Here is a 20,174-nt window from a genome sequence, read left to right on the forward strand (position 1 = left end):
TTGGTATCAGCTGATCGGCCGGGCCGGGATGTCCGAGGGGGCCGTTGGGGTGAATCCGGTGGCGTACGGACCCGAAGGGGTTTGGGAAGCGCCGAGGTGCGCCGGGGTGGCCGCGGGGCGCTCCTTGCGGACGAAGGCCCGGCGCAGCGCGTGGTACGGGGCGTCCGGGTCGTCGAAGGTCCGGCGCATCCGGGCGAGCTCCCGCTCGCGGTACGCGGCGAGGGGGGTCTCGCTCTCCCGCCGCTCCAGCTCCGTCTTCTTCGCGGCGATCCGGCCCGCCGTCGCGGGCAGGGCGGACAGCCGCGCCGCCAGGCGGCCGGTCTCCGCCGCGAAGGCTCCCGGAGCGCTGTCCACCACCCGGTCGACGAGCCCGAGACGCAGCGCGGCCGCCGCGCTCACCGGCAGGGCCTCCCGCATGAGGCGCTCGGCCGCCGCCGGGCCCACCCTGCGGGGCAGGGTGTACGTCCAGTACTCCGAGCCGTACAGGCCCATCAGCCGGTAGTGCGGGTTCAGTACGGCGCCCGAGCGGCACCACACCTCGTCGGCCGCCAGGGCCAGCATCACCCCGCCCGCTGCCGCGTTGCCCGCGACCGCCGAGACCACCAGCCGGTCCGTCGTCGTCAGCACCGCCTCGACCAGATCGTCGATGGCCTCGATGTTCGCGCGGGACTCGGCGGCCGGGTCGTCGGCCGCCTCGATGACGCCGAGGTGGATGCCGTTGGAGAAGAAGTCCCGTTCGCCGCCGAGCACCAGCACCGACGTGGGGCGTGCGCACGCCTCCCGGTAGGCGGCGAGCAGCCGCCGGCACCGGTCGGTGCTCATGGCCCCGCCGGGAAAGGAGAACGACAGGAAGCCCACGTCGCCCTCCTCGCGGTAGCGGATGTCCGTCCAGGTGTCGTGCGGCGCCCCGGGGCCCGGCGGCGCGGGGCGTTCCGGCAGGGGCGGCAGCCGGTCGCCGAGAGCCTGGACTGCGGGCAGCCGGAAGGTGGCCGGTCCGCCGGGTGTGCGCCGGGGCCGCAGTTCGGGGATCCACACCGCGCCGTCCCGGGTGGCCCGGCAGACCGCTCCGGCCCGGGTGGCGAGCAGCTCTCCCGGACGGCCGCGAAGGACGCCCTCGGGGTGACCGCCGTGCAGGTACCACTCGCCGCCGAGCAGGGTGTCGAGCACTCCGGGCTGTGAATCCGCGGCCCGCAGCTTGCGCAGGACGGTCCGCGTGGTGTCCCCGGCCCAGTCGATCCGCCGGACGCCCTGGTCGAGGCGGGGGCGCGTGCGCAGGGCCGCGTCGGGGGCGCCCGCGGTGTCCTGGGGGCGCGGCACGTACGTCCCGCCGGCGACGCGCTCCACGGCCAGGAGGACGGCCCCGAGCGCGGCGTCGGCGATCTCGCCCCGGTACAGCTCGCTCTTGGACACTCGGGGAAGCCGGCACGAGGCGGTGGCCCACACGTCCCCGGCGTCCATCTCGGCGTCGGCCTGGAGGACGGTGACGCCCCACCGGTCTACGTCCTCGTGGATCGCCCAGTCCAAGGAGGACGGGCCGCGGTCGCCCACGGGACCCGGGTGGACGACGAGGCAGGTGTACCGCGACCAGACCTCCTCGGGAATCACCGACTTCAGCATCGGCGCCACCACGAGGTCGGGCGCGTGCCGCGCGACGGCGTCCGGCAGCGAGGCTCCCGGCAGGGCCAGCTCCACCGCCACCCGGTGGCCGTGGTCGCGCAGCTCGGCGTGGACCCGCTGGGTCAGGCTGTTGAACGCGCTGGCCAGGACGAGGATGTGCACGGCTGCCTCCGGGCGGACGAACGGCAGGCAGGGGTCCGCCGCGGAGATCCTCGGCCCGCGCTGCCCCCGGCGCCCGGCGACAGGCGGTCGGATCATCCGAAAGCGGGCGGCGATCCGCCGTCCGGGCTCACCCGTGGGCCGCCCTCCGCGGCACCCGCACGTCCGGGGTTCCCTCGCACGGGAGGGGCCGCCGCCGGGCGCGGGGGCTCAGCGTCGCCGCAGTCCGCTGGTGACGCGTTCCCACCGGGAACGGGTGGCGCCGAAATGGGTCTCGTGGTCCCAGATGTGGGTGCAGGAGCGGCACTGGAGGTGCAGCAGGCTGCCGGTGTGGGAGAGCAGGTAGCGCCAGTGCCGGGCGCAGGTCCGCCCCTCCTCGCAGGTGGCGCAGCCTTGGCGGTCGTCGCAGTTCGGGCAGGCCACCCAGGCGCGGCGCCCGATGTCGGCCTGCGGGTCAAGCGGCAGCACTGCCGCCGCCTGCCCGCGGGAGCACACCGGCCGCGACCAGCTCGTCGTACACGCGCTGCTGCCCGGCGTCGAGTCCGGAGTACAGCAGCGCGTACGCCGCCTCCTCGCCGCGCAGCGCGGCGAGCGGGTCCCAGTCGGCGCCGAGGGCGTCCAGGACATGGGCGCGCCGCAGCATCTCGTGCGCGCCGAGGTCGACGGTGAAGGCGGTCGGCGGGAGGGCGCCGGACCCGTCCGGGGCGGGCCCGCCCGCCGCGCCGGGTTCGTCCGGCTCGCCGGTGGAGGATCGGTCGTCGGGGGCCATACGGGCGAACGTAGGCAAGCCGTCCCGGCGCGGGCAAGAGCGGGTGGGACACGTCACAGCGCCCTGTGCGCCCTCTGTCCGCGCACCGGGGCGGGGCTCGGGGCCGGGGTGCGGTGTCGTCCTCGCCCGCCTCCAGCAGGGTGGCCGCCGCTCCGACGATCCGCGGGTCGGGGCGGCCGACGACCTCCTCGTCCTTGTCCGTGGAGGCCGTCTCACGGAACATGGCCACCTTCGCGGCGGTGCAGTCGTCCCAGAGGTCGAGGGAGGCCAGGTCCATGGGGCTGAGTTTGCTCGAACAGGGGCGCCTGGCGCATGAAACGGCGGTACTCGTCGTCCGTGCGGAAGCCCGTCACCCGTTCCACACCGGCCCGGTTGTACCAGGAGCGGTCCAGCAGGACGATCTCACCGGCCGTCGGCAGGTGTGCGACGTAGCGCTGGAAGTACCACTGCCCGCGCTCCCGTTCGGTCCGCGCCGCCGCGGGAGACCGGTGACGCCTCGAGAGGCCGAGGTCACAGGGGGACAGCGGCCAAGGTCACAGCCTCGCCCCCTGCTGCCGACCGGGCCGTCTGGCCTAGCATCCGGGGCATGAAGGTCCTGCCCGACGACGGGCTGTCGCTGGCCGCCGAGTTCCCCGACGCCCACCTTGAGCAGTGGCAACGCCTCGTGGCGGGTGTGCTGCGCAAGTCCGGCAGGGAGGTCTCGGACACGGCAGCCGAGGAGGCTCTGTCCACCGCGCTGGAGGACGGGCTCCGCACCCGGCCCCTGTACACCGCGGACGACCCCGCACCCGACGCCGGGCTGCCCGGTTTCGCGCCGTTCGTGCGCGGCGGCCGGCCGGAGGGGAACACCACCGGCGGCTGGGACGTCCGCCAGCAGCACACCGCGCCGGGCGCGGTCCTCGCCGACCTGGAGAACGGGGTCACCTCGCTGTGGCTCGTCCTCGGCGACGGCGGCATGCCGGTCGCCTCGCTCGGCAAAGTGCTGGACGGCGTCCATCTCGACCTCGCGCCCGTCGTACTGGACGCCGGACACGAAGTGGATTCCGCCGCAAGGGAGTTGCTGCGGCTGTACGCGGAGCGGGGTGTCGCCCCCGAGGCGGCGCGCGGCAACCTGGGCGCGGACCCGCTCGGCCACGCGGCCCGCACCGGTCTGTCCGGCGACTTCGCGCCCGTGGCGGAACTCGCGCGGCTGTGCGCCGAGGAGTATCCGGGGCTGCGGGCGCTGACCGTGGACGCGCTGCCGTACCACGAGGCCGGCGGTTCGGCCGCGCAGGAACTCGGCTGCTCGATGGCGACCGCGGTGGCCTATCTGCGGGAGCTGACCGAGGCCGGCCTGCCGGTCGAACTCGCCTGCGCTCAGCTGGAGTTCCGCTACGCGGCCACCGCCGACCAGTTCCTGACCGCGGCCAAGCTGCGGGCGGCCCGACGGCTCTGGGCGCGGGTCACCGAGGTGTGCGGGGCGCCGGCCGGACAGGTGCAGCACGCGGTGACCTCGCCGGTGATGATGGCCCGCCGCGACCCCTGGGTGAACATGCTGCGCACGACGGTCGCGACACTGGCGGCCGGGGTGGGCGGCGCCGACGCGGTGACCGTGCTGCCCTTCGACCACTCGATCGGCCTGCCGGACGCCTTCGCCCGGCGGATCGCCCGCAACACCTCCACCATCCTCATCGAGGAGTCGCACCTGTCCCGGGTCATCGACCCGGCGGGCGGCTCCTGGTACGTGGAACGGCTGACGGACGAACTCGCCCACGCGGGCTGGGAGTTCTTCCAGGAGATCGAGCGGACGGGCGGCCAGGCGGCCGGTCTGCGCTCGGGCCGGATCGGAGGGCACCTGGCGGACACCTGGGAGGCCCGCAGCGCCCGGCTCGCCGAGCGGCGCGAGCCCGTCACCGGGGTCAGCGAGTTCCCCGACCTCGCCGAGCGCGCGGTGGAGCGCGAGCCCGCCCCCGCGCCCCGGTCCGGCGGCCTGCCCCGGGTACGGCGCGACGAGTCCTTCGAGCGGCTGCGCGCCCGGTCCGACGCCCATCTCGCGGCCACCGGAGCACGTCCGCGGGTCTATCTGGCCGCCCTCGGACCGGCCGCCGCGCACACCGCCCGTCTCGGCTTTGCCGCCAACCTCTTCCAGGCCGGCGGCATCGAACCCGTCACGCAGGGCGCCTTCGCGGACAGCGGTGCCACCGAGGCCTGTCTGTGTTCGAGCGACGTTGTGTACGGGGAACAGGCGGCGCCCGTCGCCCGTGAACTCCGGGACGCGGGCGCCTCGCACGTGTTCCTCGCCGGCCGCCCGGGTGACCACCCGGGGGTCGACACGTACGTCTTCGCGGGCTGCGACGCCGTCGCCGTGCTCTCCGCCGCCCTCGACCGCATGGGAGTGTCCTGATGGGAATCCCCGACTTCGCCGGGATCGAACTGGGGACCCCGGCCGCCGACGCCGGCGCCGAGGAGTGGCGTACCGCCGTCAAGCAGGCCACCGGCGGTGACGGGCCGCTGTGGGAGACCCCGGAGGGCATCGCGGTCAAGCCGCTGTACACGGGCCGCGACCTGGAGGGCCTGGACTTCCTGGGCACCTACCCGGGCATCGCCCCCTACCTGCGCGGCCCTTACCCGACGATGTACGTCAACCAGCCGTGGACGATCCGCCAGTACGCGGGCTTCTCCACCGCCGAGGAGTCCAACGCCTTCTACCGGCGCAACCTCGCGGCCGGCCAGAAGGGCCTGTCGGTCGCCTTCGACCTGCCGACCCACCGCGGCTACGACAGCGACCACCCGCGGGTGACGGGCGATGTCGGCATGGCGGGCGTGGCCATCGACTCGATCCTCGACATGCGGCAGCTCTTCGACGGCATCCCGCTGGACCGGATGACGGTGTCGATGACGATGAACGGCGCCGTGCTGCCGGTACTCGCGCTGTACATCGTGGCGGCCGAGGAACAGGGTGTACCCGCGGAGAAGCTGGCCGGGACCATCCAGAACGACATCCTCAAGGAGTTCATGGTCCGCAACACCTACATCTACCCGCCGAAGCCGTCGATGCGGATCATCTCCGACATCTTCGCCTTCACCTCGCAGCGGATGCCCCGCTACAACTCCATCTCGATCTCCGGGTACCACATCCAGGAGGCGGGCGCGACGGCCGACCTGGAGCTCGCCTACACGCTCGCGGACGGCGTGGAGTACATCAGGGCCGGGCGCGAGGCGGGGCTGGACGTGGACGCGTTCGCGCCCCGGCTGTCGTTCTTCTGGGCGATCGGCATGAACTTCTTCATGGAGATCGCCAAGTTGCGCGCCGCGCGCCTGCTCTGGGCCAAGCTGGTGCGGCAGTTCGACCCGCGAAACGCCAAGTCGCTCTCCCTGCGCACCCATTCGCAGACCTCGGGCTGGTCGCTGACCGCGCAGGACGTGTTCAACAACGTGACCCGTACCTGCGTCGAGGCGATGGCGGCCACGCAGGGCCACACCCAGTCGCTGCACACCAACGCCCTGGACGAGGCGCTCGCGCTGCCCACCGACTTCTCGGCGCGCGTCGCGCGCAACACCCAGCTGCTCATCCAGCAGGAGTCCGGCACCAACCGGGTGATCGACCCGTGGGGCGGCAGCGCGTACGTGGAGAAGCTGACGTACGACCTGGCGCGGCGGGCGTGGCAGCACATCCAGGAGGTCGAGGCGGCGGGCGGCATGGCCCGCGCGATCGACGCCGGCATCCCCAAGCTGCGGATCGAGGAGGCGGCGGCCCGCACCCAGGCCCGCATCGACTCCGGACGCCAGCCGGTGATCGGCGTCAACAAGTACCGCGTGGGGACCGACGAGCAGATCGACGTGCTCAAGGTCGACAACTCCTCGGTGCGGGCCCAGCAGATCGCGAAGCTGCGGCGGCTGCGCGCCGAGCGTGACGAGCGGGCCTGCCGGGACGCGCTCGACGACCTGACGCGGGCGGCCGGCGGTGAGGGCAACCTGCTGGAGCTGGCGGTGCGCGCGGCCCGGGCGAAGGCCACCGTCGGGGAGATCTCGGACGCCCTGGAGAAGGTGTACGGGCGCCACGCGAGCCAGATCCGTACCATCTCGGGCGTGTACCGCAACGAAGCCGGCGAGTCCCCGTCCGTGGCCCGCACCCGTGCGCTGGTGAACGCCTTCGAGGAGGCCGAGGGCCGCCGTCCGCGCATCCTCGTCGCGAAGATGGGCCAGGACGGGCACGACCGCGGACAGAAGGTGATCGCCACCGCCTTCGCCGACCTCGGTTTCGACGTCGACGTCGGCCCGCTCTTCCAGACCCCGGCCGAGGTGGCCCGGCAGGCCGTCGAGGCCGACGTGCACATCGTCGGTGTCTCCTCGCTGGCCGCCGGACACCTCACTCTGGTGCCGGCGCTGCGGGAGATGCTCGCCGAGGAGGGACGCGAGGACATCATGATCGTCGTCGGCGGGGTGATCCCCCCGCAGGACGTGCCGCTGCTGCTGGAGATGGGCGCGGCCGCGGTCTTCCCGCCCGGGACTGTGATCCCGGACGCGGCGCACGACCTGGTGGAACGGCTGTCGGCCGGCCTCGGGCACGAACTGTAAGCCCCATGGCCATCGACCTCGACGCGTATGTGAAGGGTGTGCTCGACGGCAGGCGGGCCCTGGTGGCCCGTGCGATCACGCTGGTCGAGTCCACCCGGCCCGACCACCGGGTGCTCGCGCAGGCCCTGCTGACCGAGTTGCTGCCGCACAGCGGGAGGGCGCGGCGGATCGGGGTCAGCGGGGTGCCGGGCGTGGGCAAGTCGACGTTCATCGACGCGTTCGGCACGCTGCTCACCGGGCTGGGACACCGGGTCGCCGTGCTCGCCGTCGACCCCTCCTCCAGCCGTACGGGCGGCTCGATCCTGGGCGACAAGACCCGGATGGAGCGCCTGGCGGTGAACCCCGCGGCGTTCGTGCGCCCCTCCCCCACCTCGGGCACCCTCGGCGGGGTGGCCAAGGCGACCCGCGAGTCGATCGTGGTCATGGAGGCCGCGGGCTACGACGTGGTCCTGGTGGAGACGGTCGGCGTGGGCCAGTCGGAGACCGCGGTCGCGAACATGGTCGACTCCTTCCTGCTGCTCACCCTGGCCCGTACCGGTGACCAGCTCCAGGGCATCAAGAAGGGCGTCCTGGAACTGGCCGACGTGATCGCCGTGAACAAGGCCGACGGTCCGCACGAACGCGACGCCCGCGCGGCGGCGCGGGAACTGGCGGGTGCCCTGCGGCTCATGCACGGCAGGGACGCCGCCTGGACCCCGCCGGTCCTCAGTTGCAGCGCCCGGGAGTCGGCCGGTCTGGACGAGGTCTGGGACCGCCTCGAACAGCACCGGACGCTGCTCGACTCCACCGGCGGCCTGGCCGCCAGGCGCCGGGAGCAGCAGGTCGACTGGACCTGGTCCATGGTCCGCGACGAGCTCCTGGGCCGCCTGCACGCGGCGCCGGCGGTGCGGGCCCTCGCGCCGGTGCTCGAACAGCAGGTCAGGGAGGGCGGGTTGACGGCGACACTCGCCGCGGAACGCATCCTGGAGGCCTTCGGTACGCCGCCGGGACGCGACGCCGGGAGCTGAGCGGGCGCTCCCCGAGGCGGTGTGCGGCGGGTGCCGCCTGCCCTGCGGGGCGCCCGCCGCCGCGCCCGGAACCGGGGGGATCCTCCCGGCTGCATTGCCCTTCCGCCCGTAATGTGACGTAATCGAAGCTCGGGTACGGATCTTGGCGGTGCCCCTGCCGCGCCGGAAGGAGCGGCTGGCATGCATGGGTATGCGACGGAGAACGACGAGGTCACGGCGGCGCCGGGCGGTCTGCTCGACCTGCTGAAGGTCGCGGCCGTGGTGCTGGACGCGCACGGGCACATCGCGCTGTGGAGTCCGGAGATCGAGCAGCTGCTCGGCTACTCGGCGCAGGAGGCCCTGCGTCAGCGCGCCGACACACTTCTGGTCGCCCCCGGTGACCGCTCGCGCGGCCGGGAGCTGTTCGCGCAGGTCGCGGCGGGTGAACGGTGGGCGGGCGTGTTCCCGCTGCGCCACCGCGACGGCACGGAGCGGGCCGTGGAGTTCCGCACGATGCGGCTGCTCGACGACGAGGGCCGGCCCCATCTGCTGGGACTGGCCGCGGACGCCTCCACAGTACGGAGCGTGGAACGGGACCTGGCCCTGTCCCACAGCCTGGTCGAGCAGACGCCGGTCGGCATCGCCGTCTTCGACAACGAGCTGCGCTGGGTGGGCGTCAACCCGGCGCTGGAGCGGATGAACGGCGTGCCCGAGGCGGCCGTGGTGGGGCGCAGGGTCGGTGAGGTGCTGCCCGGCCTGGACGTGGCGGCGATCGAGTCGCGGATGCGGCACGTCCTGGCGACCGGCCGTCCGCTGCTGGACCAGCAGACGATCGGGCGCACGGCGGCCGACGTCGAGGATCGCGCGTACTCCGAGTCGTACCACCGCATCGAGGACACCAACGGGCGGGTGCTCGGTCTGGCGATGGCCGTCCTGGACGTCACCGAGCGCCAGCAGGCCGCCGCCGAGGTGGCCCGGGCCCGTCGGCGTCTGGCGGTGGTCGCGGACGCCGGGGTGCGGATCGGCACCACGCTCGACCTGCGGCAGACCGCGCGGGAGCTGACCGACGTGACCGTCCCGCACGTGGCCGATCTGGCGGCCGTCGACATCCTCGAGTCCGTCGTGGCCCACGGGACCATCACCCCCGTACCGGGGCACGCCCCGGCCGAGTTCCGGGCCCTGGCCGTCGCGGCCGGTTACGCCACCGACGCGATCCACGCGGCCGACCCGGTCGGCGAACTGGCCACCTACGGACCCTCGCGGATCATCACCCGGTGCGTGCGCACGGCCCGGCCGGTCCTGATCGGGCACGTGGACGCGCGCGTGATGCGGCGCATCGCCCGGGACGCGAACGCCGCCCGGACCCTGCGGGAAGCGGGCGTCCACTCCTACCTGGCCCTGCCGCTGACGGCCCGGGGCAAGGTGCTCGGGACGCTCGGCCTGTACCGCACCGTCAACGCGCGTCCCTTCGACGAGCAGGACCGGATGCTCGCCACCGAGCTCGCCGCACGCGCCGCGCTCTGCATCGATAACGCCCGCCTCTACGGACGCGAGCGCGCCGCCGCACTGACCCTCCAGCGCAGCCTGCTCCCCTCCGCCCCCGCCCACCGGGAAGGGCTGGACATCGCCGCCCGTTACCGCCCGGCCCTCAGCGAGGTCGGCGGCGACTGGTACGACGTGCTGCCCCTCGGCCCGCGGCGCACCGGGCTCGTCGTGGGGGACGTGATGGGCAAGGGCGTCCAGGCGGCCGCGATCATGGGACAGCTCAGGAGTGCCACCCGGGCGCTGGCCCGCCTCGACCTGCCGCCGGCCGAGCTGCTGCGCCACCTCGACGACATCGCCGGCTCGCTCGGCGACACGATCGCCACCTGCGTCTACGCCGTCTGCGACCTGGAGCGCGGTGTCTGCACCCTGTCCAGCGCGGGCCATCTGCCGCCGGTCCTGACCCGGGACGACGCGACCACGGAACTCGTGGACATCCCCGGCGGCGTACCGCTCGGGGTGGGCGGGGCGGACTTCGGCACCGCCGAGGTCGGGCTCACCCCGGGCACCCTGCTCACCCTGTACACCGACGGACTGGTCGAGAACCGCGAGGAACCGATCGACAGCGGTCTGGCCACCCTGACCACGTTCCTGCGGGGCACGAGCGGCCGCCCCCTGGAGTGGACCGGTGACGCCCTCCTCGGCGCACTGCGTCCGGAGCCGGACGACGACGTCGCCCTTCTGCTGGCCCGGGTCCGTCCGGCCGGGTGAGGGCCCGGACCACACGTGCGCACACCGACCGGCCCGTCGCGGCCACGCCGCCGGGCCGTGCGGGGTTCAGGGGCCGGACGGTCCGGCGGTCCGGGGGCCCGGAGCGGGCGCGCGGGCCGCGAGGGCGGCGAGCAGCAGCTCCACGGCGTCCTCGAAGGAGCTGTCACCCATCGCGTGCAGTTCGTCGTGGACGGCGGTCAGCGCCGGATACGTCTCGGGGCTCACCGACCGGTAGACCTCCGTCCAGGCCTCCCGGTCGCTCTCGCGCTGCTGCGCCGGGAGCGCCAGCGCCGCCGCGTCCATGGCCGCGTGGCCGAGGACGGTGTCGATGAACGCCAGGTAGAGGCGGAGCGCGCGCACGGGCTCGAAACCCGCCGACAGCAGCAGCCCCACGCCCGTGTCGACGGCGCGGATCTCGTTGGCACGACGGGTGACCCGGTAGGACGCCATGGTGGCGGCGCGCGGATGGGCGAGGTACCCGGCGCGCACCCGCAGCGCCATCTCGCGCAGCGCGGCGACCCAGTCCGGGCCGGGGGCGAAGCCCTCCATGGCGTCGCCGATGATCCGGTCGGCGATGGCCAGCAGCAGGTCGTCGGTGTTGCGGAAGTAGCGGTAGAGCGCGCTGGGGTCGCAGTCCAGGGCCGCGCCCAGCCGGCGCACGCTCAGCGCCTCCTGACCGTGTTCGCCGATCAGGCGCAGGGCGGTCTCGACGATCAGCGCCTCGGAGAGCACGACCCCCGACCGGGTGGGCCGGCGGCGTCTGCGCTCCTGCGGGACACGGGTGGTCATACCAGGACTCCTCGTTCGCTGCGACGGGGTGGGCACGCCCAGTCGACGGCCCGCCCGGCCTTATGTCAACAGGATTGACGCAACAGGCACGCCCGTTGTTCCATCGCGTATCCCGCTCGGAGCGTCCCTCCCCCCGCGTCCTCCCGCCCCGCTTCCCTCCCCGTGAGGAGCCCACCTTGTCGTCCACCTCGCACGGCCGGATCCCGCCGGCCGCCCCTCCCACGGCGCTGCGCCGCTCCCTCGGCGTCATCGACGGCGCCGCCATCGCCGCGTCCAGCACGGCGGCCACGACCAGCATCGCCATCGGCATGGGCACCATCGCCGCGACGGTGGGCCGTCAGGCGCCCGTGCTCATGCTGCTGGCCTTCCTGCCCGTGCTCGGCATCGCCTCGGCCTACGCCCGTCTCAACCGCTCGGAGCCCAACTGCGGCAACGGCTACGTCTGGGTCGGCAAGTCCCTCGGCCCCTGGCCCGGCTTCCTGACCGGCTGGGTCACCCTCGTCGGCTCCGTGATCTTCCTGGCCTTCACCGGCGCGGTCACCGGCTCCGTCGTGCTGATCTTCGCCAACAAGGTCGGCGCGCACCGCGTCGCCGGGATCGCTCTCGATCCGCAGTCCACCGCCGTGAGCACCGCCGTCGGCCTGGTCGTCCTCACGGCGGTCACCGCCCTCGCCGTGACCGGGGTGCGCAGCGCCACCCGGCTCCAGTTCGCTCTGCTGGTCTTCGAGTACGCCGTGCTGCTGGGGTTCTGCGGCTGGGCCCTGCTCACCGGACGGCAGGGATTCTCGCTGTCCTGGTTCGATCCCTTCCGCATATCCAGCGGCACGGCGTTCGCGCAGGGCCTGGTCCTGGCGGTGTTCTTCTACTGGGGCTGGGACGCGGCGTTCAGCGTCACCGAGGAGACCAAGAGCCCCGAGGACTCCGCGCGCGGCGGCTTCATCGCCCTGTTCGCCATGCTCGGCCTGTTCCTCTTCGCCTCGGTCGCCTTCCAGCGGGAGATGAGCCTGCCCGAACTCATCGAGAACGGGCCCCAGGCGCTGCCCTACCTCGGGGCGAAGCTGGCGGCCGAACCGTGGGCGAGCCTGCCGCTGCTCGCCCTGATGTTCTCGGCCGTGGCCTCCGTCCAGTCCTCCGTCATCCCCACGGCGCGCGGTCTGCTCGCCATGGGCCGCGACCGCACGATGGGCCGGGTCTGGACCCGGATCCACCCCCGCTACGGCACGCCCGCCGCCGGAACCGTCATCGTCATGTCGATCGCCGCCGGCGTCGCCCTGCTCGCAGTGGCCCTGCCCCGGCTGAGCGACATGCTGCTGGCCGCGGTCAACGCCATCGGTCTGGTCGTCGCCCTGTACTACGGCCTCACCGCGATCGCCTGTGCCGTCCGCTTCCGCGGCGCCCGGCACGACGGGCCGCGCGAGGCGCTGCTCGCGATCGGCGTGCCCGCCGCCTCCGGGGCGGTCCTGCTCGGCCTCGGCGGCTACCTCGCCTACTCCTACGTCACCATGAGCGACCACTTCGCGCTCCGGCCCGACAACGGCTGGTTCATGCTGTCGCTGCCCACCGCCATCGTCCTGGGCGGACTCGTGATGGCGGCGGTCGCCAAGTACGGCCGCCGCTCGCCCTACTTCACCTCCGGGCAGGGCACCGACGCCGACGCACTGACCCTGCCCATGGACCGCACGGCGGCCTGATCCGCCCGCGCCGCCTCCCGAAGCCGGCACACCGCACGCCCTGCCCTCGTTCCGTGCGCCTCGGTCCCCCCGCCCGCACCGGCCCCCATCGGAGATCACCCCATGCACCGTCCCCAGACCGCCGATCTCGTCTTCACCGGCGGTCCCGTCCACACGGTCGACCCCGCCCGCTCCACCGCCACGAGCGTGGCCGTGCGCGACGGGCGGATCACCGCCGTCGGCCACGACGAGGTCCTCGACCTCGTCGGCGCCCGCACCGAGGTCGTCGACCTCGCGGGACGCCTGCTGCTGCCGGGCTTCCAGGACGCCCACGTCCACCCGCAGGGCGCCGGGCTCGAACTCGCCCTGTGCCACCTCGGCGACAGCGCCGACGCGCAGGAGTACCTGCGGCGCGTCGCGGCGTACGCCGAGGCGCACCCGCACGCCGAGTGGATCACCGGCGGCGGCTGGTCCATGGAGGCGTTCCCCGGCGGCACGCCCACCGCGGCGCTGCTCGACGCGGTCGTTCCCGACCGGCCCGTTTTCCTGCCCAACCGCGACCACCACGGCGCCTGGGTCAACACCCGCGCCCTGGAGCGGGCCGGCATCGACGCCCGCACCCCGGACCCGGCCGACGGCCGCATCGAACGCGACGCCCACGGCAACCCGACGGGCATGCTCCAGGAAGGCGCCGTCCATCTGGTAGGCGCCCTGGTCCCCGACCCCACCCCTCAGCAGCAGACCGCGGCGCTGCTGCACGCCCAGGCCGTGCTGCACTCGTACGGCGTCACCGCCTGGCAGGACGCCATCATCGGCGCCCACGCCGACCTGACCGACCCGGCCCCGGCGTACCGGGCGGCCGTCGACGCGGGACTGCTCACCGCGCGGGTGGTCGGCGCCCTGTGGTGGGACCGGGACCGCGGAGCCGAGCAGATACCCGAACTCGTCGCCCGGCGAGAGGAGTTGAGCCGGGGACGGTTCCGGGCCGGCACCGTCAAGATCATGCAGGACGGCATCGCGGAGAACCACACCGCCGCCATGCTGGACCCGTATCTCACCGGCTGCGGCTGCCCCTCGGACAACAGCGGCATCAGTTTCGTCGAGCCCGGCGCGCTGAACGCACATGTCACGGCGCTCGACGCGCTCGGCTTCCAGGTGCACTTCCACGCGCTGGGCGACCGGGCCGTCCGTGAGGCGCTGGACGCCGTCGAGGCCGCCCGCGCCGCCAACGGCCGGCGCGACACCCGGCACCACCTCGCCCATCTCCAGGTGGTCCACCCCGAGGACGTCCGCCGCTTCCGCCCGCTGGGCGCCACCGCCAACCTCCAGGCCCTGTGGGCGGCCCACGAACCGCAGATGGACGAGCTGACGCTGCCCTTCCTCGGCGAACGGCGCGGGGCCCGGCAGTATCCCTTCGGCGACCTGCTGCGCGCCGGGGCCACCCTCGCGGCGGGCAGCGACTGGCCGGTCAGCAGCCCGGACCCGCTGGCCGCCGTCCATGTCGCCGTCAACCGGATCGCCCCCGACGCCCCCGAGGGCACCCCGGTCTTCCTGCCCGCCCAGCGGCTCGACCTCGCCACCGCCCTCGCGGCGTACACGGCGGGCAGCGCCTACGTGAACCATCTGGACGACACGACGGGCAGCGTCACGCCCGGCAAGTCCGCCGACCTGGTCGTCCTGGACCGCGACCCGTTCGCCGGTCCGCCCGCGGAGATCGCCGCGACCCGTGTCGTGCAGACCTTCGTGGACGGCGCCCGCGTCTACGCCGCCGACGACGCCTGAGCCCGCCCGCGGCAAGGGGACCCGCCTGTTGAGTATCCGTACTCAGGCGGGTCCCCGCCCCGTGCCACGAGACTGGGGCTCCGACCGTCCCACCGGAGGTTCCTCGTGCTCAGCCGTGCCGTCTCCGCCCTGACACCGCTCTTCGGGCGCCTCACCGTCACCAGCGAGATCAAGCTGCGGCTGCCCGCCGGGACCCTCTTCGTGGCCAACCACGACTCCATGGCCGACCCCGCCGTCGTCATGGCCGCGCTGCGGCAGCTGGACCTCGAACCGGTGGTGATGGCCACCGCGGGACTGTGGCGGATACCGCTGCTCGGCAAGGCGCTGAGCCGCGACGGGCACATCCCCGTCCACCGCAGGACGGCGCACGCGGCGCTGGCCCTGGACGCGGCCGCCGAGGCGCTGGCCGGCGGCCGTCACGTCCTGATCTACGGCGAGGGCGGCCTGCCGCGCCGCAAGGACGCGGCGCCCGCCGCCCCCGAGCCGTTCCGCACCGGACTCGCGCGCCTGGCCCGGGCCAGCGGCGCGATGGTGGTACCGGTGGGGCACGCGGGTGCGCGGCGGATCGCCTCGGGGTCGGCCGCGAAGCAGCTGGCGGGCGCGTTGACGGCGCCGGTGCGGCGACCGCACTGCCACGTCCACCTCGGTGCGCCGCTGCGGCTCCCCGCGGAGACCGAACGCGGCACCGCGGCCGCCCGCCTCGCCGTCACCACGGCCTGGCGGACAGCGGCCCGCGCGGTCGGCGAACTCCAACGCTGACCCCACCCCACCCTCCGGACCCGGTCGCCGCTCATCCACACACCCGCGCGAGCGAGGTCCACAGCCGCCGCTCGCGCATGTCAGCGCGGGCGAGCAACCCCCCGCCGCCGCTCTCGCACGCCCCGGGCCCAGTGCCCGACAGGCGCTCACCCGGCCGACGGTGACCTTGCGACCGCGGACGCGGCGGAGCCGGATTCAGCGCACCGCCGGCGGCGGAGCCGTGCTCTGGCGCAGGACCAGCCGGGTCGGGACGAGCGTCGTCCCGCGTTCGGACCCGTCCGGACGCATCTTGCGCAGGACGGCCTGCACGCAGAGCCGGCCGACCTCGGCGAAGTCCTGGTGCAGGGTGGTGAGCGGAGGCAGGAAGGAGCCGGCCTCGGGGATGTCGTCGAAACCGATGATGCTGACGTCCTCGGGAACCCGGCGCCCGCGTTCGTGCAGGGCGCGCAGCAGGCCCAGGGCCATCTGGTCGTTGGCGGCGAAGACGGCGGTGCAGTCCTCGCGGGCGGCCAGCTCGAGGCCCGCCAGGTAGCCGGACTCCGCGGACCAGTCGCCCCGGACGACGGGCGGCGCGGTGCGGCCCGCGCCGGTCAGGGCCGCCCGCCAGGCGTCCGCGCGCCGCTGGGCCGCGAACGAGCCCTCGGGGCCCGCCAGATGCCACACGGTGCGGTGTCCGAGGTCGAGCAGGTGCTGGACGGCGGTCATGGTGCCGCCGGACTGGTCGGTGTCCACGACGGTGTAGTGGTCTCCGGCGTCGGAGTCCACGACGACGACCTGCACGTGCGGCGGCAGCTTCACCGTCGCCGCGTCCAGCAGGTGGACCTCCATGATGACGATCACCGCGTCGACGGCGAGCTCCTCCAGCCGGGAGAACGCGCCGCGCACCTCGTCGGAGGTGGGGACGGCCACCGGCAGCAGGGTCACCGCGTAGCCCTCGGCCGCCGCCGAGGTGGCGATCGCCTCCAGGGTGCGCACATTGCCGGTCGTGGACAGCGTGAAGGTGATGACGCCGATGGTGCGGAACTCGCCACGCTTGAGGGCGCGGGCGGCGCTGTTGGGCCGGTAGCCGAGTTCCGCCATGGCCTGGAGGACCTGCTGCCGCGTCTCCTCGTTCACACCGGCGTAACCGTTGGAAACCCGCGACACCGTTTGCGACGACACGCCGGCGAGCCGTGCGACGTCCGCCATGGAGGCCGTGGCCCGGGTGCGTCTCGGCACGTCGGCCGTTGTCCTTCCAGCCATGTCCACTGGGTCTGCCCACCTCTCTGTCGGCGCAGGTGCCACGGTCGCCCCGGAGGACCCTTGACCATCGTTATCGGGGCAGTGTAGACATGCCGCCATCAGATGTTTACGTAAACATAACAGCTTGCCAAGCCTCTTGCGTGGCTGATGTTTACGTAAACATCATGGTGGTGGTGAGGCGTTCGGAAATCTCCGCGCGACACCGCCGGGCTCCAGGACTGGACGAGCGAGGAACGACATGACGACGCTGCAACCGCCGGTGGCCGCCGAGCCGCGGCCGGCACCGCCTCCGGCGAAACGGGACCGCCGCTCCTGGACGGGCTGGGGTTTCATCGGTCCCTTCGTGGCCGTCTTCGCCCTGGTCTTCCTGGCCCCGATCCTGTATTCGATCTACCTCAGCCTCTTCCGCGACCAGCTCATCGGCGGAAACCAGTTCGTCGGCCTGGACAACTACACGCGGGCCTTCCAGGACGACGCGTTCTGGGCGGCCGTGGGCCGGGTGGCGCTCTTCCTCGTGGTCCAGGTCCCGATCATGCTGGGCATCGCCCTGCTCGTGGCGCTGGCGCTGGACAGCGGACGCCTCTACGGCAAGAGCTTCTTCCGCATCACGATCTTCCTGCCGTACGCCGTGCCCGCCGTGGTCGCCACCCTGATGTGGGGCTTCATGTACGGCACCAAGTACGGACTGGTCGGCGACATCAACTCCGCGTTCGGGGTCCAGCTGCCCGACCTGCTCTCGCCGGACTGGGTGCTCGCCTCCATCGGCAACATCGTGACCTGGGAGTTCGTCGGGTACAACATGCTGATCTTCTACTCGGCGCTGCGGGTCATCCCGACATCGCTGTACGAGGCGGCGGAGATCGACGGCGCCGGCCAGTGGCGGGTGATCAGCTCGATCAAACTCCCCGCGATCCGGGGCGCCATCGTCATCGCGACGATCTTCTCGATCATCGGCAGCTTCCAGCTCTTCAACGAGCCGAGCATCCTGCGTCCGCTGGCGCTGAACTCCATCACCACGGACTACACGCCGAACTTCTACACCTACTCGCTGTCCTTCAACGGCCAGCAGCACAACTACTCCGCGACCGTGGCCATCATCATGGGCGTCATCACGATGATCGTCGCGTACGCCGTCCAGCTGCGCGGCATGCGCAAGGGAGCGTGACCCGATGAGCACCTCTGTCACCGCCTCCCCCGCGAAGAACGGCGCAGCCAGACTGCGCACCCCGCGCAAGGCGCACAGCCCCGGCAAGCCGAGGCGCAACGTGCTGCTCACGGTGCTGATGGCCCTGATGGTCCTCTACACCGTGGTGCCGCTGATCTGGCTGGTCATCAACGCCACGAAGACCCAGTCGGGGCTGGCGGACTCCAACGGCCTCTGGTTCGCCCACGACTTCGCCCTGTGGGACAACATCCGGGACACCTTCACCTATCACGACGGCATCTTCGGCCGCTGGCTGCTGAACACCCTGCTGTACGTGGTGCTCGGTGCGGGCGGCGCGACCCTGCTGGCCGTCCTGGGCGGCTACGCGCTGGCGAAGTTCCAGTTCCCCGGCAAGCGCGCGATCTTCGCCCTGGTGATCGGCGCGGTCGCCGTCCCGGGGACGGCGCTGGCCGTGCCGACCTTCCTGATGTTCAGCAAGATGGGGCTGACCGACACCCCCTGGGCGGTGATCATCCCCTCCCTCGTGTCGCCGTTCGGCCTCTATCTGATGTGGGTGTTCGCCGCGGAGGCGATCCCGACCGAGCTGCTCGAGGCGGCCCGGATGGACGGGGCGAGCGAGGTGCGGACCTTCTTCCAGGTCGCGCTGCCGCTGCTGGCCCCCGGGATCGTGACCGTGCTGCTGTTCACCACGGTCGCCACCTGGAACAACTACTTCCTTCCGCTGATCATGCTGAAGGACCCCGACTGGTACCCGCTGACGCTGGGTCTGAGCGCCTGGAGCTCCCAGGCACAGACCATCGGCGGTGACGTGATCTTCAACCTGGTGATCACCGGGTCCCTCCTCACGATCCTCCCCCTGATCGCCGCGTTCCTGTTCCTCCAGAAGTACTGGCAGTCCGGCCTCGCCGCCGGAAGCGTCAAGGAGTGACGGGCAGCGCGCCACCCGAGCCCCACGAGTAATCCATACCGGCACCACCCCCACCCTCACCTGTCCCACCCACGAAGAAGTGGAAGCCCCATGCGCAGAACAACGGGTCGCATCGTGCGCGGCCTCGCCCTCGTCTCCGCCCTCGCCCTGGGCGCCACCGCCTGCGGCGGCTCGGACGACGACTCCGACACCAAGGCCGTCTCCGCCGGCGACCTCCAGGCAGCCCTGGACAAGGGCGGCGACATCACGGTCTGGGCCTGGGAGCCCACCCTGAAGACCGTGGCCGCCGACTTCCAGAAGAAGTACCCCAAGGTCAAGGTCAACCTGGTCAGCGAGCGCTCCGGCGACAAGCACTACACCGCGCTGTCCAACGCGATCTCGGCCGGCAAGGGTGTCCCGGACGTCGCACAGGTCGAGTACTTCGCGCTCGGCCAGTACTCCCTGACCAAGGGTCTGACCGACCTGGCCCCCTACGGCGCCGACAAGCTCGCCTCGAAGTACACGCCCGGCCCGTGGAACGCCGTCAGCGACGGCGACAAGGTCTACGGCCTGCCGATGGACTCGGGCCCGATGGCGCTCTTCTACAACAAGACGGTCTTCGACAAGTACAAGATCGCCGTCCCCACCACCTGGGACGAGTACCTGGACGCGGCCCGCAAGCTCCACAAGGCCGACCCCAAGGCGTACATCGCCAACGACCTCGGCGACGCGGGCTTCACCACCTCCCTGCTGTGGCAGGCCGGTTCGCGCCCCTACAAGGTCGACGGCACCAAGGTCGCCATCAACTTCGACGACGCCGGCGCCAAGAAGTTCGAGACGATCTGGCAGCAGCTGATCGACGAGAAGCTGCTCGCCCCGGTCAGCGGCTGGACCGACGACTGGTACAAGGGCCTGGGCGACGGCACCATCGCCACCCTGGCCACCGGCGCCTGGATGCCCGCCAACTTCGTCACCGGCGTCCCGAACGCCAAGGGCCAGTGGCGCGCCGCGGCGATGCCGGCCTGGACCAAGGGCGACAAGGCGAGCGCGGAGAACGGCGGCAGCTCGCTGGCCGTCCCGGCGCTGGCCAAGAACAAGGAACTCGCCTACGCCTTCACCGAGTACGCCAACTCCGGCGCCGGTGTCGCCACCCGCGTCTCCGAGGGCGCCTTCCCCGCCACCAAGGCGGAGCTGGAGTCCCCCGCGTTCCAGAGCAAGAAGTTCGACTACTTCGACGGCCAGGAAGCCAACAAGATCTTCGCCGAGTCGGCCGCGAACGTCGCCAGCGACTGGTCGTACCTCCCGTTCCAGCCGTACGCCAACTCGATCTTCAACGACACCGTCGGCAAGGCGTACGTCTCCAGCACCAAGCTGGCGGACGGTCTGAAGGCCTGGCAGGACGCCTCGGTCAAGTACGGCGAGGAGCAGGGCTTCACCGTCGAGAAGTGACCCGGTCCCCGACCGGAACGCAGTGACAGCGCCGCGATGGCAGCGGCGCAGTGATCGGTACGCAGTCATC

Annotated in this window: 15 protein-coding genes and 1 pseudogene; 10 read left to right on the forward strand and 6 right to left on the reverse strand. The window is 72.7% G+C overall.

Annotated elements, in window-relative coordinates; translation table 11 throughout:
* Positions 1 to 6: 6 nt before the first annotated feature.
* The 4 genes and pseudogenes from Saso_RS26105 to Saso_RS26120 all read right to left on the reverse strand — a co-directional run.
* Complete coding sequence (locus Saso_RS26105; RefSeq protein ID WP_189924835.1) at positions 7 to 1,779, reverse strand: enoyl-CoA hydratase-related protein; 1,773 nt, start codon at positions 1,777 to 1,779, stop codon at positions 7 to 9.
* A 207-nt stretch (positions 1,780 to 1,986) separates the two neighbouring features.
* Positions 1,987 to 2,244, reverse strand: coding sequence for a hypothetical protein (locus tag Saso_RS26110; RefSeq protein WP_189924834.1), 258 nt, complete (start codon positions 2,242 to 2,244; stop codon positions 1,987 to 1,989).
* Complete coding sequence (locus Saso_RS26115) at positions 2,231 to 2,545, reverse strand: DUF6400 family protein (protein ID WP_189924833.1); 315 nt, start codon at positions 2,543 to 2,545, stop codon at positions 2,231 to 2,233. Before Saso_RS26115 ends, Saso_RS26110 begins: the two co-directional genes overlap by 14 nt.
* A 112-nt stretch (positions 2,546 to 2,657) precedes the next feature.
* Positions 2,658 to 3,036, reverse strand: a pseudogene (locus Saso_RS26120) (polyphosphate kinase 2 family protein); the annotation flags it as partial.
* 95 nt (positions 3,037 to 3,131) lie between these two features.
* Between Saso_RS26120 and Saso_RS26125 the strand changes: the two are divergent.
* From Saso_RS26125 to Saso_RS26140, 4 genes are all read left to right on the forward strand, one after another.
* Positions 3,132 to 4,928 carry a methylmalonyl-CoA mutase subunit beta gene (locus Saso_RS26125; protein ID WP_189924832.1) on the forward strand — a complete coding sequence of 599 codons (1,797 nt, stop codon included), beginning with the start codon at positions 3,132 to 3,134 and terminating at the stop codon, positions 4,926 to 4,928.
* Complete coding sequence (gene scpA / locus Saso_RS26130) at positions 4,928 to 7,102, forward strand: methylmalonyl-CoA mutase (protein ID WP_189924830.1); 2,175 nt, start codon at positions 4,928 to 4,930, stop codon at positions 7,100 to 7,102. The genes Saso_RS26125 and scpA overlap by 1 nt, the downstream gene beginning before the upstream one ends.
* Positions 7,103 to 7,107: 5 nt before the next feature.
* Positions 7,108 to 8,109, forward strand: coding sequence for a methylmalonyl Co-A mutase-associated GTPase MeaB (gene meaB, locus Saso_RS26135; RefSeq protein ID WP_189924828.1), 1,002 nt, complete (start codon positions 7,108 to 7,110; stop codon positions 8,107 to 8,109).
* Positions 8,110 to 8,289: 180 nt separating this feature from the next.
* Positions 8,290 to 10,341: a SpoIIE family protein phosphatase gene (locus Saso_RS26140; protein WP_189924827.1), complete on the forward strand. Its 2,052-nt coding sequence runs from the start codon at positions 8,290 to 8,292 to the stop codon at positions 10,339 to 10,341.
* A 66-nt stretch (positions 10,342 to 10,407) separates the two neighbouring features.
* Here the strand turns inward: Saso_RS26140 and Saso_RS26145 are convergent, their stop codons facing one another.
* The gene (locus tag Saso_RS26145) at positions 10,408 to 11,130 is read right to left on the reverse strand and encodes a TetR/AcrR family transcriptional regulator (protein ID WP_189924825.1); all 723 of its coding nucleotides are present in this window, start codon (positions 11,128 to 11,130) and stop codon (positions 10,408 to 10,410) included.
* Between the two features lie 176 nt (positions 11,131 to 11,306).
* Here Saso_RS26145 and Saso_RS26150 point away from each other — a divergent pair, with 176 nt between their 5' ends.
* The 3 genes from Saso_RS26150 (at position 11,307) to Saso_RS26160 (ending at position 15,341) form a co-directional block, all read left to right on the forward strand.
* Positions 11,307 to 12,821: an APC family permease gene (locus tag Saso_RS26150; protein ID WP_229901396.1), complete on the forward strand. Its 1,515-nt coding sequence runs from the start codon at positions 11,307 to 11,309 to the stop codon at positions 12,819 to 12,821.
* Positions 12,822 to 12,923: 102 nt separating this feature from the next.
* A complete protein-coding gene (locus Saso_RS26155) occupies positions 12,924 to 14,582 on the forward strand; it encodes an amidohydrolase (protein ID WP_189924821.1) in 1,659 nt (552 codons plus the stop codon).
* Positions 14,583 to 14,687: 105 nt separating this feature from the next.
* Complete coding sequence (locus Saso_RS26160) at positions 14,688 to 15,341, forward strand: lysophospholipid acyltransferase family protein (protein ID WP_189924819.1); 654 nt, start codon at positions 14,688 to 14,690, stop codon at positions 15,339 to 15,341.
* Between the two features lie 195 nt (positions 15,342 to 15,536).
* Here the strand turns inward: Saso_RS26160 and Saso_RS26165 are convergent, their stop codons facing one another.
* Positions 15,537 to 16,583: a LacI family DNA-binding transcriptional regulator gene (locus Saso_RS26165; RefSeq protein ID WP_229901395.1), complete on the reverse strand. Its 1,047-nt coding sequence runs from the start codon at positions 16,581 to 16,583 to the stop codon at positions 15,537 to 15,539.
* 238 nt (positions 16,584 to 16,821) lie between these two features.
* Between Saso_RS26165 and Saso_RS26170 the strand changes: the two genes are divergently transcribed.
* The 3 genes from Saso_RS26170 to Saso_RS26180 all read left to right on the forward strand — a co-directional run bounded on the left by Saso_RS26170 (position 16,822) and on the right by Saso_RS26180 (position 20,104).
* Entirely contained in the window at positions 16,822 to 17,748 is a 927-nt protein-coding gene (locus tag Saso_RS26170; RefSeq protein ID WP_189924817.1) for a carbohydrate ABC transporter permease, read from the forward strand.
* A 4-nt stretch (positions 17,749 to 17,752) separates the two neighbouring features.
* Positions 17,753 to 18,676 (forward strand): carbohydrate ABC transporter permease, encoded by a 924-nt coding sequence (locus tag Saso_RS26175; protein ID WP_189924816.1) that lies wholly within the window; start codon positions 17,753 to 17,755, stop codon positions 18,674 to 18,676.
* A gap of 90 nt (positions 18,677 to 18,766) precedes the next feature.
* Positions 18,767 to 20,104: an ABC transporter substrate-binding protein gene (locus tag Saso_RS26180; protein WP_189924814.1), complete on the forward strand. Its 1,338-nt coding sequence runs from the start codon at positions 18,767 to 18,769 to the stop codon at positions 20,102 to 20,104.
* Positions 20,105 to 20,174 lie beyond the last annotated feature (70 nt).

It is taken from the genome of Streptomyces asoensis (assembly GCF_016860545.1).
In the GTDB taxonomy this organism is placed as follows: domain Bacteria; phylum Actinomycetota; class Actinomycetes; order Streptomycetales; family Streptomycetaceae; genus Streptomyces; species Streptomyces asoensis.